The organism is Streptomyces pinistramenti, from assembly GCF_020564935.1.
Classification (GTDB): Bacteria; Actinomycetota; Actinomycetes; order Streptomycetales; family Streptomycetaceae; genus Streptomyces; species Streptomyces pinistramenti.
Genome location: NZ_JAJCXB010000006.1, coordinates 191,573 through 207,375 on the forward strand (window position 1 = coordinate 191,573; position 15,803 = coordinate 207,375).

The 15,803-nt window shown below is 73.7% G+C and carries 11 protein-coding genes; 7 read left to right on the forward strand and 4 right to left on the reverse strand.

What is annotated here, in order from left to right; translation table 11 throughout:
* Nucleotides 1-40: 40 nt before the first annotated feature.
* On the forward strand, nt 41-961 hold the full coding sequence (locus LIU39_RS07030; protein WP_372463821.1) for an endonuclease/exonuclease/phosphatase family protein: 921 nt from the start codon (nt 41-43) through the stop codon (nt 959-961).
* Between the two features lie 228 nt (nt 962-1,189).
* On the forward strand, nt 1,190-2,431 hold the full coding sequence (locus LIU39_RS07035; RefSeq protein WP_227045694.1) for an MFS transporter: 1,242 nt from the start codon (nt 1,190-1,192) through the stop codon (nt 2,429-2,431).
* A gap of 38 nt (nt 2,432-2,469) precedes the next feature.
* Here LIU39_RS07035 and LIU39_RS07040 read toward each other — a convergent pair whose 3' ends face one another.
* The 3 genes from LIU39_RS07040 to LIU39_RS07050 all read right to left on the reverse strand — a co-directional run bounded on the left by LIU39_RS07040 (nt 2,470) and on the right by LIU39_RS07050 (nt 6,352).
* Complete coding sequence (locus LIU39_RS07040; protein WP_227045695.1) at nt 2,470-4,224, reverse strand: NAD+ synthase; 1,755 nt, start codon at nt 4,222-4,224, stop codon at nt 2,470-2,472.
* 146 nt (nt 4,225-4,370) lie between these two features.
* The gene (locus LIU39_RS07045; RefSeq protein WP_227045696.1) at nt 4,371-5,978 is read right to left on the reverse strand and encodes a multicopper oxidase family protein; all 1,608 of its coding nucleotides are present in this window, start codon (nt 5,976-5,978) and stop codon (nt 4,371-4,373) included.
* A gap of 83 nt (nt 5,979-6,061) precedes the next feature.
* Nucleotides 6,062-6,352, reverse strand: coding sequence for a hypothetical protein (locus tag LIU39_RS07050; protein ID WP_227045697.1), 291 nt, complete (start codon nt 6,350-6,352; stop codon nt 6,062-6,064).
* 529 nt (nt 6,353-6,881) lie between these two features.
* On the opposite strand from LIU39_RS07050, the gene LIU39_RS07055 reads away from it, so the two are divergent.
* The 4 genes from LIU39_RS07055 to LIU39_RS07070 all read left to right on the forward strand — a co-directional run bounded on the left by LIU39_RS07055 (nt 6,882) and on the right by LIU39_RS07070 (nt 13,311).
* Nucleotides 6,882-7,589, forward strand: a complete 708-nt coding sequence (locus tag LIU39_RS07055; protein WP_227045705.1) for a DUF998 domain-containing protein — start codon at nt 6,882-6,884, stop codon at nt 7,587-7,589.
* A gap of 94 nt (nt 7,590-7,683) precedes the next feature.
* Complete coding sequence (locus LIU39_RS07060; RefSeq protein WP_227045706.1) at nt 7,684-8,505, forward strand: alpha/beta fold hydrolase; 822 nt, start codon at nt 7,684-7,686, stop codon at nt 8,503-8,505.
* 328 nt (nt 8,506-8,833) lie between these two features.
* Nucleotides 8,834-10,195 carry a gamma-glutamylpolyamine synthetase GlnA2 gene (glnA2, locus tag LIU39_RS07065; protein WP_227045698.1) on the forward strand — a complete coding sequence of 454 codons (1,362 nt, stop codon included), beginning with the start codon at nt 8,834-8,836 and terminating at the stop codon, nt 10,193-10,195.
* Nucleotides 10,196-10,287: 92 nt separating this feature from the next.
* The gene (locus LIU39_RS07070) at nt 10,288-13,311 is read left to right on the forward strand and encodes a bifunctional [glutamine synthetase] adenylyltransferase/[glutamine synthetase]-adenylyl-L-tyrosine phosphorylase (RefSeq protein WP_227045699.1); all 3,024 of its coding nucleotides are present in this window, start codon (nt 10,288-10,290) and stop codon (nt 13,309-13,311) included.
* A gap of 10 nt (nt 13,312-13,321) precedes the next feature.
* Here LIU39_RS07070 and LIU39_RS07075 read toward each other — a convergent pair whose 3' ends face one another.
* Nucleotides 13,322-13,951 (reverse strand): TetR/AcrR family transcriptional regulator, encoded by a 630-nt coding sequence (locus LIU39_RS07075; RefSeq protein ID WP_227045700.1) that lies wholly within the window; start codon nt 13,949-13,951, stop codon nt 13,322-13,324.
* Between the two features lie 205 nt (nt 13,952-14,156).
* Between LIU39_RS07075 and LIU39_RS07080 the strand changes: the two genes are divergently transcribed.
* Nucleotides 14,157-15,650 carry an APC family permease gene (locus tag LIU39_RS07080; RefSeq protein WP_227045701.1) on the forward strand — a complete coding sequence of 498 codons (1,494 nt, stop codon included), beginning with the start codon at nt 14,157-14,159 and terminating at the stop codon, nt 15,648-15,650.
* The last annotated feature ends 153 nt before the right edge of the window (nt 15,651-15,803 follow it).

Sequence of the window (15,803 nt, forward strand, 5' to 3'; positions counted from 1 at the left end):
CGGAGCCGCCCGCCTGAAGAACTGGTGGCGCCCGGAAGGGATGTGGCGGCGCGGCATCATCCTCGCCGTGCTGGCGGTACTGCTCGGCCTGCTGATGTTCCTGCACGGCCGGATCCCCAACACCGTGGGAAATCTGGGCAGTCTGCTGGAGACCTTCCTGCCCTGGGTGGGGATCGCCGTCCCGCTGCTGCTGCTCCTGGCGCTGCTGCGCCGCTCGGCGACCGCGCTCATCGCGCTGCTGCTGCCGATCGTCGCCTGGGTCACCCTCTTCGGCGGGCAGCTCACCGGCAAGTCGGGCAGCGGCGGCGATCTCACCGTCGTCACCCACAACGTCGACGCCGACAACCCCGACCCGGCGGGCACCGCGAAGGACATCGTGGCGGCCGGTGCCGACGTCGTCGCCCTGGAGGAGCTGACCGCCGAGGCACTGCCCGCGTACAAGAAGGGGCTGGCCGCGGCGTACCCCTACCGTGCGGTCAAGGGGACCGTCGGGCTCTGGAGCAAGCGGCCGCTGTCCGACGCCGCCCCGGTGAACATCAAGATGGGCTGGACCCGCGCGCTGCGGGCGACGCTGACCGCGGCGGACGGCCATCAGGTCGCCGTCTACGTCGCGCACCTGCCGTCGGTGCGGGTCAAGGTCGCGGCGGGCTTCACCGCCAACCAGCGGGACCAGAGCGCCGCCGCACTGGGCCGGGCGATCTCCCACGATCCGCTGGGCAAGGCGGTGCTGCTCGGCGACCTCAACGGCACCATGAACGACAGGTCGCTGGCGCCGGTCACCTCGCAGATGCGCTCGGCCCAGGGCGCGGCGGGCGACGGCTTCGGCTTCACCTGGCCGGTCGGCTTCCCGATGGCCCGCATCGACCAGATCATGACCAGGGGCCTGGATCCGGTGGCGGCCTGGACCCTGCCGGCCACCAGCAGCGACCACCTGCCGATCGCGGCGTCGCTCAAGCTCTGAGACGGGACGGGACGGGACGGGACGGCCGCGGGTGCGCGGCAGATGGCGGGGCGGCAGACACGAAGTGTCCCGCCCCGCCGGTGCGCGGCCCCTCCCACCACGGGATTTCACACCTCGTTGACCTGCCGGAATACTGGGCCGGGGAGACTTTGTTCCGTATCAAAACTTACGGACCTCCTGCCTGCCCGCGTGTGACGACCCCACGCACCCGTTCCCGAAAGGTTTCTCATGCCCTTGGCTCTGCTCGCACTCGCGATCTCGGCCTTCGGTATCGGCACCACGGAATTCGTGATGATGGGCCTGCTGCCCAACGTCGCGGACGACCTGGGCACCACCGTGCCCGCCGCCGGCTACCTCGTCTCCGCCTACGCACTCGGCGTCGTCATCGGCGCCCCGCTCCTGACCGCACTCGGCTCCCGCATACCCCGCAAGCGGATGCTCGTGCTGCTGATGGCGGTCTTCACGGTCGGCAACCTCGCCTCCGCACTGGCCCCCACCTTCGGCCTGCTGATCGCCGGACGGCTGCTGGCCGGGCTGCCGCACGGCGCGTTCTTCGGCGTCGGTGCCGTGGTGGCCGCGCGCCTGGTGCGCGAGGGCCGGCAGGCCCGCGCGGTCGCCACCATGTTCCTGGGCCTGACCGTCGCCAACATCGTCGGTGTGCCCGCGGCGACCCTGCTCGGCCAGCACCTCGGCTGGCGCGCGACCTTCCTCGTCGTCGCCGCCATCGGCCTGGCCGCCATGGCCGCGCTCGCCCGCCTCGTCCCGCAGCTGCCCGCGCAGGAACGCACCGGGCTCGGCCGCGAACTGCGCGCACTCGGTGACCGCCAGGTGCTGCTCGGCCTGCTCACCACCGTCTTCGGCTTCGCCGGCGTCTTCGCCGTCTACAGCTATCTCGCCTCGACGGTGACCGAGGTGACCGGCTTCTCCGAAGGCACGGTCCCCCTCGTGCTGGCCCTCTTCGGCATCGGCATGACCCTCGGCGCACTGGCCGCGGGACCGCTGACCGACCGGGCGCTGCGCCCGACCCTGTACGGCTCGCTGGCGGCGCTCACCGTCGTCCTCGCCGCCTTCCACTTCGCCGCCGACGTGAAGTGGGCGGCCATGGTCTGCGTCGTCCTCATCGGCGCCGTCGGCTTCATGACCACCACGCCCCTCCAGATGCTGGTCATGAACAAGGCCCAGCAGGCGCCCACCCTGGCCGCCGCCTCCAACCAGTCCGCCTTCAACCTCGCGAACGCGGGCGGCGCCTGGGTCGGCGGCCTGGCCCTGACGGCCGGCTGGGGCTGGACCTCACCGACCCTCGTCGGCGCGGTCCTGGCCGCCGCGGGACTGGCCGTCGCCGTCACCGCAGGACTGCTGGACCGCGGCGAAGGCGCCGCCGCCCACGAGACCTCCCGGATCGTGGCGCGCGGCGGGGAGAGCGCCCAGGAGACCGCGGAGAGCGCCCCGGCGGGCGGCCACACCGGCTGAACCGGGGGCCGGGCGGCCCGCCGGTCACCCGGCGCCGGTCACCCGCCCTCCCGCCAGCGGTTGGTGACCGGCAGCCGTCGGTCCTTGCCGAAGCCCTTGGCGGAGATCTTGGTGCCCGGCGGGTACTGGCGGCGCTTGTACTCGGCGGTGTCCACCATCCGCAGCACGCGGGTCACCAGCTCCTCGTCGAAGCCCTCGGCGACGATCTCCGCGCGCCCGCGGTCACGGTCGACGTACTGTTCGAGGACGCGGTCGAGCACGTCGTAATCGGGCAGCGAGTCGGTGTCGACCTGACCTGGGCGCAGCTCCGCGCTGGGCGGCTTGGTGAGCGTGTTCTCCGGGATCGGCGGGGTCTCGCCACGGTCGGCCGCCGCCTGGTTCCGCCAGCGGGCGAGCTGGAAGACGACGGTCTTGTAGACGTCCTTGATCGGCCCGTACGCGCCGACCGAGTCGCCGTAGAGCGTCGAATAACCGCAGGCCAGCTCGGACTTGTTGCCCGGGGCGAGGACGAGATGGCCCTCCTGGTTGGAGAGCGCCATCAGCGTCGTGCCGCGCAGCCGCGACTGGAGGTTCTCCTCGGCCAGCCCGGTCAGGCCCAGCGCCCCCATGTACGCGTCGAACATCGGGCCGATCGGCACCGTACGGAACGCGAGGCCGGTACGGAACGCGAGATCGGCGGCGTCGGTGAGGGAGTGCTCCGACGAATAGGCGGACGGCATGGCGACGCCGTGCACGTTCTCGGCGCCCAGCGCATCGCAGGCCAGCGCGGCGACCAGCGCGGAGTCGATGCCGCCCGACAGGCCGATGACGACGCTGCGAAAGCCGTTCTTGGTGACGTACGCGCGCAGCCCGACGACCAGCGCCGTGTAGATCTCCTCGGTGTCGCCCAGCCGCCCGGCCTCGCCGCCCGGCGCCAGGCGCAGGTAGGCGGGCAGCGGCTCGGGAGAGAGGGTGACGTGGTCGATGCGCAGCCCGTCGTCGACGGTGCCGGACGGGGGTTCGGCGGCGGCAGCGGGCAGGTCGAGGTCGACCAGCACGCACTCCTCGGTGAACTGCGGGGCGCGCGTGATGACTTCGCCCTCCCGGTCGACGACGATCGAGTCGCCGTCGAAGACCAGATCGTCCTGCCCGCCGGTCATCGCCAGATACGCCGTGGTGCAGCCGGCCTCCCGGGCCCGCTTGCGGACCAGCGCCAGCCGCGTGTCGTCCTTGTCCCGCTCGTACGGCGAGGCGTTGACCGACAGCAGCAGCCCGGCGCCGGCGCTGCGGGCGGCCGGCACCCGGCCGCCCTCCTGCCACAGGTCCTCGCAGATGGCGAGCGCGACATCGACGCCGTGCACCCGCACGACGGGCAGCGTGTCGCCCGGCACGAAGTACCGGAACTCGTCGAAGACGCCGTAATTGGGCAGATGGTGCTTGGCGAAGCTCAGGGCGACCGCGCCGCCGTACAGCACCGCCGCCGCGTTCTGCGGGGATCCGGCCGGCCGTCCGTAGCGCGGCAGGTCCTCGGCGCAGCGGTCCAAGTAGCCGACGACGACGGGCAGTTCACCGAGCCCCTCGGCGGCCAGCCGGGCGGCCAGGGCGGTCAGCGCGGCGCGGCTCGCCTCGACGAACGAGGGGCGCAGCGCGAGGTCCTCGACGGGGTAGCCGGTCAGCGCCATCTCGGGGAAGGCGACGAGGTGCGCGCCCTGCCCGGCGGCGTGCCGGGTGCGGCGCACGATCGTCTCGGCGTTCCCTGCGAGGTCACCGACGCAGGAGTCGGTCTGCTGGAGGGCGAGGCGTAGTGAGGGCACCCGGCCAGTGTATTCGTCTTTCTGACGCAATGGGGGGTGGGAAGGCGACGGGCGAGCCGGGAGGGCGGACGGCCGGGGCGCGGCACCGGTCATCGGTGCCGCGCCCCGGCGTCTGGCCGGCCGCTCCGGATGCCCGGAGGCGGCGGCTACTTCAGGTATCCGATGACCGTCATCATCCCGGACTCCGAGTGGTACAGGTTGTGGCAGTGCATCATCCACAGGCCCGGGTTGCGCGCGTCGAAGTCGACCGAGACCCGGTGGCCCGGCCGCACGATCACGGTGTCCTTGAGCGCCCCGCCGTTGAGCATCGCGAACAGGTTCCCGTGCAGATGCATCGGGTGCCACATGGGGCTGCGGTTGCGGAACACCATCCGGACCCGCTCGCCCTCCCTGACCCCGTAGCGCTGCGACGGCGAGTACATCTCCCCGTTGATCGCCCAGTTGAACCTCCGCATCGTCCCCGTCAGCGTGAAGTGGAGGGTGCGGTCGACGCTCCGGGAGTCGACCCGCACCGATTCCGCGGCCTCCAGGTCCGGCGCGATGAGCAGTTTCCCGTACAGCTCGTCGGGGAGGGTGCCGGCCTCGGGCGCCGCGCCGCCGCCGGTGCGCAGGATCGCCAGGGCGGTGCGCTTCTTGCCCTCGGCGAGCGCCGTGAGCGGGAAGGCGCCGTCCTTCGCCGTGACGAGGACGTCGTAGCGCTCGCCCATGCCGATCAGCAGGGCATCGGTCGTGGCGTGCGAGACGGGGTTGCCGTCGGTGTGCGTGATGGTCATGGAGTGGTCGCCGAGCGCCACGCGGTAGGCGGTGTCGCCGCCCGCGTTGATGAACCGGATCCTGATCCGGTCGCCCGGACGTGCGGTGAAGGTCTGCGGATCGTCCTCGATGCGGCCGTTGATCAGGTGGTACGGGTAGTCGACGTCGCCCGCCTCGCCGCCCAGCAGCCGGCTCCTGGCACCCCACAGCATCCGTGCGGGCCCCGCGGGCTCCTGCCGCTTGTCGTCCTGCGTTTCCGTGCCGCCGTGGCTCATCCGGTGACGGCCCTTGTTCATCTCGGCCAGGACCCCGTCCGGAGTGCTGCCGTCCACCCCGTCGACCCAGTCGTCCAGGACCACCACCCACTCCTTGTCGTAGGAGAGCGGCTCCCTGGGGTCCTCGATGATCATCGGCGCGTACAGACCGCGGTCCAGCTGCATGCCGACGTGCGAATGCAGCCAGTGCGTGCCCGGACGCGTGACCGCGAACCGGTACGTGAAGGAGGCGCCCGGCTGGACGGAGCGCTGGGTGAGGCCGGGGGCGCCGTCCATGTCGTTGCGCAGCATCAGGCCGTGCCAGTGCACGGTCGTGGGCTCCGGCAGATGGTTGGCGAAATCCACCGCGAGGGTGTCGCCCGCGGTGACCCGGACCTCCCGGCCCGGCAGCTCGTCGCCGTACGCCCAGGAGTCGACGGTGCGGCCGCCGAGATCGAGCTGGGTGCGGATGGCGGTGAGCTGCATGTTCCGTACGGGGCCTGAGCCGCGTCTCTTCTCGGCGGCGGCGACCTCCGGGCCGTCCGGGGAGACGTAGCGGTCGGGAGCGTCGTCGCCGGGGGCGGACGCGTCCTTGCCGCCGACGGTCGAGCCGGGCGAGCCGGTGGAACAGGCGGCGAGCAGGCCGCTGCCCGCCACGGCGATGCCGGCGCCGAGCACGGCGCGCCGCGCGGGCGCTTCGGGGGACGCGGATGCGGAGGGGTCGGAAGACGTGCGGATACGACGCATGGGGAGCACCTCGTGAGGGTGTCGGCGGGTGCGGAGTGACGGGCGTGGGGCCACGGACGCACAGGCGCCGGGGCCGGGCGCGCCTACCCGCGCAGGACCGACAGGCGGGGAAGGAGAGGGGCGCGGAGCGGCAGGGATATCGCCTGCCGCCCGTCCGGCAGCCGGGCGGCGAGCACCGCCGGGGCGCCGGGGGCGCGGGGTCCGGGCCGCGAGCCGGCCGCCCGGTGGTCCGGCTGCCGGGCGGCCGTCCTGGCCGTGGCGGCGGAGCGGGGTGCGCGGCCGGGGGCCGGGTGGCCGGAGGCGTGCATCGCGGCGAGGCCGGCGGACAGCAGCGGCCGGCCGCACCGGGCGGCGGCCGTGGGCTGTGCACGCATCGCTGGCCTCTCGTCGGGACGGCGGGTGGGCGCTGACGGCGCGGCGCGGTGGCACGGCCGGGCGCCTGGATCCCGCACCCTACCCCCGCGGGGTATGACCCCCTTGTAACGGCCCGCAGAACGCCGGAGTGGTGAGCCAAGCGGGGCATTCCGGGGCGAACGGGAGTGCCGGCGAGGCCCCGGGACCGCCCGCCTTCCGGGTGCCTCCTGCCGCCGCCCGACGCCCGCGGCGCCGACGCGGAACCCGCGGCCACAGCCGCCCTTCCCGCACCCGTCGCGTCCCGCGTCGCCGGCCCGTCGTGCCGCAGGACCGCCGCCTATCCTGACCGGACCGTGCCGCTCCTGCCCGGCCCGCCGGTACACGGGCGGCCGTGTCCGACCGTGCCGCGCCCGGGGCGGGACCGTGTCCGCACGGGGCCGTGCGGGAACCTTGACCACCAGGATGTCCGTGACCGCGACCGCGCCCCCGTCCCTCCCCGTCCCGGACCGCCGCCCGGCGGGACGTGCCCGTCGGCGGGCGGCCGCCGCGCTGCTGCTGCTCGGCGCCGTCGCGTACACCGCCTGGGTCCTGGAGCTGGTGATCGCCACCGGCCTCGACCCCGTCGACGCGTACGTCAGCGAACTGGCCGCAGCCGACCAGCCGCTCGGCGGTCTCTTCCGCGCCACCGACCTGGCGGCCGGCCTGCTGGTGCTGGCCGGCGCGGGGCTGGGGCTGAGCCTGCCGGGACGCCGGCCGTGGGCCACGGCGGGCTGGAGCGCGCTGGCCCTCTTCGGCGCCGCCACCGCCCTGGACTCCCGGCTCCCGCTGAGCTGTGCCCCGACCGACGACCCGGAGTGCGCGGCCCGCGAGACCGCAGGACTGGTGCCCGCCACGCACACCGCGCACGCGGTCAGCAGTTCGCTGGCCATGCTCGGCGCGCTGGCCGCCCTGGTCCTGCTGACCGTCGCCGCCCGCCGCTACGCCTGGTGGCCGCCGCTTTGCCGCTACGGCCCGCCCCTGCTGCTGGCCGAACTCGCCGCCACCTTCTGGACGCTGGCCGCCGTCGCCGCCTTCACCACGGGCGCCGGCACCTGGGCGCTGGGTCTGGGACAGCGCCTCCAGGTCCTGCTCGTCGCCCTCTACGTCGCGCTCCTCGCCGGCTGCGTGGCGCACCCGGGACGGCCGCGGGACACCGACCGGGTTCCGGAGCGCCGCCCGGCGGGAGAATCGGAGTGGAAAGCGGGAGGTCACGGATGACGGGAGGCCACGGATGATCCGGAGCGCGGGGAGCGGCCGCGGTGGCGAAGGCCGGGACGGCGCGGGCCGCCGCGGGGGTCCGGCGCCGGGCCGGATGCTGCGGGTCGGCGGCGTACCGCTGCACGTGCTGAGCGAGGGCAGCGGCCCGGTCTGCGTGCTCAGCGGCGGGCTCGGCATGGCCTGGTTCGACTGGGAGACGGTCGCCGCGCTGCTCGCCCCGTACCGCACCGTCGTCCGCTTCGACCGCCCCGGCCTCGGCCTCAGCGCCCCGGCGCCGGGCCCGCCCGCCCTGGCCGCCGAGGCGGACCGGATCGCCGAGGTGCTGGACGCGCTCGGCCACCGGGGCCGCTGCACCGTCGTCGGGCACTCCCTGGCCGCCTTCCACGCCGAGGCGTTCGCCCGGCTGCACCCGCACCGCTGCGCGGGGCTCGTGCTGGTCGACGGCAGCGTCGAGGAGAACGCCAGGCCGCGGCTGCCGCGCGCGGTGCGCAGCGCCTGGGCGGGCGGAGTGGCCGGTGCGCTGGCCGCCGCCGGGGTACCGCGCGCCCTGGGCCCGGCCGGCCGCCGGCTGGCCGGCCGGGCCAACGCCATCGGCCACCACGCGCCGCACCACTGGGAGCGCACCGCCTACCGCACCAGCCGGGTGCTGCGCGCCTGTGTGCTGGAGAACGCGAGCTACCCCTACCAGGCGGCCGACCTCGCGGCGCTGCGCCCCGGCCGCCCGCTGCCCGACGCCCCGGTGACGGTCCTGGCGGCCTACGACGGCGGCGAGACGGCCCGCGGGCTGCGGTGGCTGGAGCGCCAGCGGGCGCTCGCCGCCGAGCTGCGCGGCCGGTTCGTGGTGGCCGCCCCGTCCGGTCACCTGGTGATGGCCGACGCACCGGAGTCGGTCGCGCAGGCGGTGCTGGACCTGTAGGGCGTCCCGCTGCGTGGCGCCTCGGGCACGCAGCGGGACCGGTTCGTCAACACGCGGTCAACGGTTACTCAGTCGCATTCCAAGAGTGGGCCAAGCCGCCCGTTCCGCCGTTCCGCGGCAGCTGGTCCGCCGGGATCGTGGGAGGTGGGGACGGGGGCGCGCGACGGAAAGGGGTGCGCGGACGGCGGCTGGAGGTTACGGCCTGATGGTTCTGATTCAGGCCAAGGGTGCGTAATGTGACGGTAACCCCCGCACGTGATACTGGTGTGCCACGCCGGTTTTCCCACGCGCGTGGACAGGCCGATTGACCTGCAAGGATTGGTGACCCATGGACAAGCAGCAGGAGTTTGTGCTCCGAACGCTCGAGGAGCGCGACATCCGCTTCGTACGACTGTGGTTCACCGATGTGCTCGGGTTCCTCAAGTCCGTGGCCGTCGCCCCCGCCGAGCTGGAGCAGGCGTTCGACGAGGGCATCGGCTTCGACGGCTCGGCGATCGAGGGCTTCGCCCGGGTCTACGAGTCGGACATGATCGCCAAGCCGGATCCGGGGACGTTCCAGATCCTGCCCTGGCGCGCGGAGGCCCCCGGTACCGCCCGGATGTTCTGCGACATCCTGATGCCGGACGGCTCGCCCTCGTACGCCGACCCGCGCTATGTGCTCAAGCGGATCCTGGCCAAGACCTCCGACCTCGGGTTCACCTTCTACACGCACCCCGAGATCGAGTTCTTCCTGCTCAAGGACAAGCCTGTCGACGGCACGCGGCCCACGCCCGGCGACTCGTCGGGCTATTTCGACCACACCCCGCAGAACGTCGGGATGGACTTCCGCCGGCAGGCCATCACGATGCTGGAGTCGATGGGCATCTCGGTGGAGTTCAGCCACCACGAAGGCGCCCCAGGCCAGCAGGAGATCGACCTGCGGTACGCCGACGCGCTGTCGACGGCCGACAACATCATGACGTTCCGTCTGGTCATGAAGCAGGTGGCGCTGGAGCAGGGCGTGCAGGCGACGTTCATGCCCAAGCCGTTCTCCGAGTACCCCGGCTCCGGTATGCACACCCACCTCTCGCTGTTCGAGGGCGACCGCAACGCCTTCCACGAGTCCGGCGCGGAGTACCAACTCTCCAAGGTGGGCCGGTCGTTCATCGCCGGACTGCTGCGGCACGCGGGCGAGATCTCCGCCGTCACCAACCAGTGGGTGAACTCCTACAAGCGCATCTGGGGTGGCGCCAACCGCACCGCGGGCGCCGGCGGCGAGGCCCCCTCCTACATCTGCTGGGGCCACAACAACCGCTCGGCGCTGATCCGGGTGCCGATGTACAAGCCGGGCAAGATGGGGTCGACGCGGGTCGAGGTCCGCTCCATCGACTCCGGCGCGAACCCGTACCTGACGTACGCGGTGCTGCTCGCGGCCGGCCTCAAGGGCATCGAAGAGGGCTACGACCTGCCGGCCGGCGCCGACGACGACGTCTGGGCGCTGTCCGACTCCGAGCGCCGCGCGATGGGCATCGAGCCGCTGCCGCAGAACCTCGGCGAGGCCATCGAGCTGATGGAACGCAGCGAACTGGTCGCCGAAACCCTCGGCGAGCACGTCTTCGACTTCTTCCTGCGCAACAAGAAGCAGGAGTGGGAGGAGTACCGCTCCGAGGTCACCGCCTTCGAGCTGCGCAAGATGCTGCCCGTGCTGTAGGCGGTGCCCGCACCGTCTCCGTACCGCCGCGCCCGGGGCGGCCGCGCCGCCGCGCGAGCCGCCTGCCGGGTCAGTCCCGAGAGGCGCCCGCCATGGCACAACCCGCTCCGCAGGGCCGGCGGAGCAGCACCTTCACCCGGCTGCTGAGGCACGGTTTCACCGATCCCTCGGCGGCCGGGCGGCTGCTCGACGCGCCCGAACTCGCTTCCGTACGCGACGACTCGGTGCTCCTGGAGGCGCTGGCCGGCACCGCCGATCCCGATCTGGCGCTGCTCGGCCTGGTCCGGCTGGTCGAGGCGCAGGACCCGGACGCTCAGCAGCTGCTGCTGAGCACCCTGGTCACCGCGAAGCCGCTGCGCGACCGGCTGCTGGGTGTCATGGGCGCCTCCGAAGCGCTCGCCGACCACCTCGCCCGGCATCCGCACGACTGGCAGTCGCTGGTCACCTACGAGTCGGCCGATCTGCACCCCACCACCCCCGAGTTCGAAGGGGCGCTCGCGGACGTGGTCTGGGGCGAGCGGGGCCAGACCCTGCCGCGCGCCGACGCGCTGCGGATCGCCTACCGCAGGTCCCTCCTCGGCATCGCGGCCCGTGACGTGTGCGGGACGGCGGACGTCACCCAGACCGCGGCGGAACTGGCCGACCTGGCCACCGCCACGGTGCGGGCCGCCCTGGAGATCGCGTCGGAGGAGGCGCCGGGCGACGCGGCCGTCTGCAAGCTGGCCGTCGTCGGCATGGGCAAGTGCGGCGGCCGCGAGCTGAACTACGTCTCGGACGTCGACGTCATCTTCGTCGCCGAGGCCAAGGAAGGCACCGAGGAGGACAAGGCGCTGCAGGCCGCCACCCGGCTCGCCGCCCGGCTGATGCGGGTCTGCTCGGACATCACCGTCGAGGGCACCATCTGGCCGGTCGACGCCAACCTCCGCCCCGAGGGCCGCAACGGCCCCCTCGTCCGCACCCTCAGCAGCCACCTCGCCTACTACCAGCGCTGGGCCAAGACCTGGGAGTTCCAGGCCCTGCTCAAGGCCCGCCCGATGGCCGGTGACCCCGACCTCGGGAAGGCGTACGTGGACGCGCTGGCGCCGCTGGTGTGGCAGGTCGCCGAGCGCGACAACTTCGTCGCGGACGTGCGGCAGATGCGGCGGCGGGTCGTCGAGAACATCCCCGTGGCCCAGGTCGACCGGGAGCTGAAGCTGGGGCCCGGAGGGCTGCGCGACGTCGAATTCGCCGTCCAGCTCCTCCAGTTGGTGCACGGCCGCAGCGACGCGACGCTGCGCAGCGCCACCACCCTGGACGCGCTGGCCGCGCTCGCCGCAGGCGGCTACGTCGGGCGCCAGGACGCCGCGGCGCTGGACGCCGCGTACCGCTTCCTGCGCACGATGGAACACCGCATCCAGCTCTACCGGATGCGCCGTACGCACCTGATGCCCGAGGACGACGCCGACCTGCGGCGGCTGGCCCGCTCGATGGGGCTGCGCACCGAACCGGTCGACGCGCTGCGCAAGCAGTGGAAGTGGCACGCCCGCGAGGTGCGCAGGCTGCACGAGAAGCTGTTCTACCGGCCGCTGCTGGACGCCGTCGCGCATCTGGAGCCCGTCGAGACCCGGCTCTCCGCGAAGGCGGCGGGCCACCGGCTCGAAGCGCTCGGGTACGCCGACCCGGTGGCGGCGCTGCGGCACCTGGAGGCGCTGGCGTCCGGGGTGACCCGTAAGGCGGCGATCCAGCGGACGCTGCTGCCGGTGCTGCTCGGCTGGTTCGCGGACTCCGCCGACCCGGACGCCGGGCTGCTCAACTTCCGCAAGGTCTCCGACGCGCTCGGCAAGACCCCCTGGTACCTGCGGCTGCTGCGCGACGAGGGCGCGGCGGCGGAGAACCTCGCCCGGGTGCTGTCCGCCGGGCGGCTCGCCCCGGATCTGCTGCTGCGCGCCCCCGAGGCGGTCGCGCTGCTGGGCGCCGCCGACGGGCTGCGGCCGCGCGGCCGCCAGGCGCTGGAGCAGGAGGTGCTGGCCGCGGTCGGGCGGGCGAGCGGCGCGGAGGCAGCGGTCGCGGCGGCCCGCGGGGTGCGCCGCAGGGAGCTGTTCCGTACCGCGGCGGCCGATGTGATCGGCGCGTACGGCACGGAGGTCAGCCCGGCCGAGGAGGACCGGGGGCGGGCGGTGGACGCGGTCGGCTCGGCGGTCTCCGACCTGAACGCGGCGACCCTCGCCGGGGCGTTGCGGGCCGCGGTCCGCGAGAGCTGGGGCGACACCCTGCCCACCCGCTTCGCCGTCATCGGCATGGGCAGGTTCGGCGGCCACGAGCTGAGCTACGGCTCGGACGCCGACGTGCTGTTCGTGCACGAGCCGCGGGAGGGCGCCGACGAGCACGAGGCCGCCAAGGTCGCCCGCGCGGTCGCCGACGAAATGCGCCGGCTGCTCCAACTCCCGTCCGCCGACCCGCCGTTGCCGATCGACGCGGATCTGCGCCCGGAGGGCAGGTCGGGCCCGCTGGTGCGCACCCTCGCCTCGTACGCGGCCTACTACCGGCGCTGGTCGCTGGTGTGGGAGGCGCAGGCCCTGCTGCGGGCTGAACCGGTCGCGGGGGACGCCGAGTTGGGGGAGCGGTTCATCGAGCTGATCGATCCGCTGCGCTATCCCGTCGAGGGCCTGGGCGAGGACGCGGTGCGCGAGATCCGCCGGCTCAAGGCCCGGATGGAGACCGAGCGGCTGCCGCGCGGCGCCGATCCGACCACCCACGCCAAGCTGGGGCGCGGCGGCCTGAGCGACGTCGAGTGGACGGTGCAGCTGTTCCAGATGCGGCACGGCTGGGAGATCCCGGGGCTGCGGACGACGCGGACCCGCGAGGCGCTGGCCGCCGCGCACGCCGCCGGCCTGATCGGCACGGAGGACGCGCAGATCCTGGACGAGGCGTGGGTGCTGGCGGCGCGGGTGCGCAACGGCGTGATGCTGGTGCGCGGCAGGCCCGGCGACACCTTCCCCGCCGACGGCCGCGAACTGGCCGCCGTGGGCCGCTACTTGGGCTACGAGGAGGGCCACGTCGGCGAGATGCTGGACGACTACCGGCGGATCACCCGGCGGGCCCGCGCGGTGGTGGAGGAGCTCTTCTACGGCGGGTGAGCCCGGCCGCTCATGAACGGCGCAGGCCGCTCCCGCCGCCCGCCTGCACCTCGCGGACCCGTGCCATCACGCCGGCCAGCGACAGCTCGAAGGCGAGGCCGGCCCGGCCGGGCCCGGTGGCGGCGAGCGCCTGCGCGAGACGGGGCGTCCGGTCCGCGTCGGCGACGTCCCACATGGCCTCCGGCGCGGCCAGGTCGAGGGCCGAGCCCAGCACGACGTTCTCCAGCGCGACGATCACCGGGATGACGTCGGACGGCGCGAAGCCGGCGTCCAGCAGCAGCCCGGACGCCCGCTCGTAGAGGGCCAGCACCTTCGGGGCGCGTACCGGTGAGACGGCCAGCAGCGGGATGGCGCGGGGATGGGCGGCGAACGCGGCGCGGTAGGAGCGGGCCCAGGCTTCCAGGGCCGCGTCCCAGGGGGCGCCGTCCAGGGTCGAGGCGTCGATGGAGTCGTTGATGCGCTCCCGCAGCAGCTCGATGACGCCGGTCCTGCCGTCCACATGGTGGTACACGGATGCGGTCTGCACGCCGAGCGCGCGGGCGATCTGCGGGACGCTGAAGTCGCCCTGCTCATCGACGAGCCGCAGCGCCGTCTCGCCGATCCGCGCCCGGTTCAGCAGCGGTGTGCGCGGCCTCGCCATGTCATCTCTCCCGCCCATGAGTCTTCCCGAAGGGTACGGGCAGGGGTTACATTGCAAAAACCGAAAGGCTTTAGGTTTCTGCACAGGTTTCCTGGTTCCCGCCCCGTGGACCACCGACCGCTGCCCCGCGCCGTGCCCACCCCGCCACGCGCCCGGAGCCGAGCCGGTGCCGCGTCCCCTCCCGCCGCAGAAGGACAGCACCTCCATGGCCGCAGCCCCCGAGACCCGGGACGGGTCGCCGACCCGCACCCCCGCACCGTCCGACCCCCCGCCGCAGCCCGCCGCCGGCCTGCGCCGCGGCACCCTCGGCGTCGCGGACATCGCCTTCTTCGTCATCTCCGCCGCCGCGCCGCTCACCGTCATGGCCGGCACCTCGCCCGTCGCCATCGGTGCGGGCGGCATCGGCGCGCCCGTCGGCTACCTCCTGGCCGGCGCCACCCTCGCCCTCTTCGCCGTCGGCTTCACCGCGATGGCCCGGCACGTCCGGCACGGCGGCGGCTTCTACGCGTTCATCACCCGCGGCCTGGGCCGCCCGGCCGGCTTCGGCGCCGCCACCCTCGCCCTGCTCGCCTACAACGGCATGCAGATCGGCGTCTACGGACTGCTCGCCACCGCCACCCAGGACGCCCTGGAAGCCTTCTGGGGACTGCACGTCCCGTGGCCGCCGATCGCCCTCGCCGGCGTCGCCGTCATCTGGTTCCTCGGCTACCGCAGCATCGACTTCGGCGCGAAGGTGCTGGGCGTCCTGCTGGTCGCCGAGACCGGCATCCTCGTCCTGCTGGCCGGCGGGGTGCTGCTGCACGGCGGCGCGCACGGCCTGGCGGCGGACTCCTTCACCCCGCAGCACATCCTGGTCCCCGGCACCGGCGCGGTCCTCGCCTTCGCGTTCGCCGCCTTCACCGGATTCGAGTCCACCGCCATCTACCGCCGCGAGGCCCGCGACGCGGCCCGCACCATCCCGCGCGCCACCTACGCCGCGGTCGCCTTCCTCGGCCTCTTCTACGCCTTCATCATCTGGATCATCATCCAGGCGTTCGGCAGCGACCGGATCGTCCGGGCCGCCCTCCACGATCCGGCCGGACTGTTCTTCACCGCCACCGAGCGCTACGTCGGCACCTGGGCCGCCGACCTGATGCACCTCTTCATCATCACCAGCATCCTCGCCTCCCAACTCGCCTTCCACAACGCCATCACCCGCTACGGACTCTCCCTCGCCCAGGAAGGCGTACTGCCCGCAGCGCTCGGCCGCATCCACCCGCGCAACCGCTCCCCGTACGTCGCGGGCGCGGTCCAGAGCGCCATCGCCGTGGCCGTCGTCCTCGGCTTCGCGCTCGCCGGCGCCGACCCCTACCAGCAGCTGCTGCTGTGGATGAACACCCCGGGAATGCTCGGCCTGTTGGCGCTCCAGGCGCTCACCGCCGCCGCCGTCCCCTGCTACTTCCGCCGCATCCGCCACCGGGAAGGCGCGCTGCGCACCCGCGTCGCCCCGGTGGCCGCCGTGGTGCTGATGGCCGGGGCGATCTGGCTGGTCGTCGCCAAGATCGGCCTGATGACCGGCGCGCCGACGGCCACCAACACCGTCCTGGTCCTCTCCGTCCCCGCCGTCTTCGCCCTCGGCCTCGTCCTCGCCCGCAGGACCCGCAGGACCGCCCCCGCCGTGTACGAGGGGTTCGCCGCGGAACCGGAGGACACCGACTGAACCACCCGCCCACCGCACCGCACCCGCATCACCCGCACCCCGAAGGAGCCCCCGTGCCGTCCGCATCCGTCACCCCCGCCCTGCCGACCGCAGCCGACACCGTCCTCACCGGCGCCCGCGTCATGGACCTCCAGAGCCCGGACGTCCCGCAGC

What these genes read in the sequence shown, in the direction of transcription:
- LIU39_RS07030 (WP_372463821.1), top strand. Translation starts at nt 41, where the DNA reads ATGTGGCGGCGCGGCATCATCCTCGCCGTGCTGGCGGTACTGCTCGGC.
- LIU39_RS07070 (WP_227045699.1), top strand. Translation starts at nt 10,288, where the DNA reads ATGGCACAACCCGCTCCGCAGGGCCGGCGGAGCAGCACCTTCACCCGG.
- LIU39_RS07075 (WP_227045700.1), bottom strand. Translation starts at nt 13,951, where the DNA reads ATGGCGAGGCCGCGCACACCGCTGCTGAACCGGGCGCGGATCGGCGAG.
- glnA2 (WP_227045698.1), top strand. Translation starts at nt 8,834, where the DNA reads ATGGACAAGCAGCAGGAGTTTGTGCTCCGAACGCTCGAGGAGCGCGAC.
- LIU39_RS07035 (WP_227045694.1), top strand. Translation starts at nt 1,190, where the DNA reads ATGCCCTTGGCTCTGCTCGCACTCGCGATCTCGGCCTTCGGTATCGGC.
- LIU39_RS07080 (WP_227045701.1), top strand. Translation starts at nt 14,157, where the DNA reads ATGGCCGCAGCCCCCGAGACCCGGGACGGGTCGCCGACCCGCACCCCC.
- LIU39_RS07050 (WP_227045697.1), bottom strand. Translation starts at nt 6,352, where the DNA reads ATGCGTGCACAGCCCACGGCCGCCGCCCGGTGCGGCCGGCCGCTGCTG.
- LIU39_RS07060 (WP_227045706.1), top strand. Translation starts at nt 7,684, where the DNA reads ATGCTGCGGGTCGGCGGCGTACCGCTGCACGTGCTGAGCGAGGGCAGC.
- LIU39_RS07045 (WP_227045696.1), bottom strand. Translation starts at nt 5,978, where the DNA reads ATGCGTCGTATCCGCACGTCTTCCGACCCCTCCGCATCCGCGTCCCCC.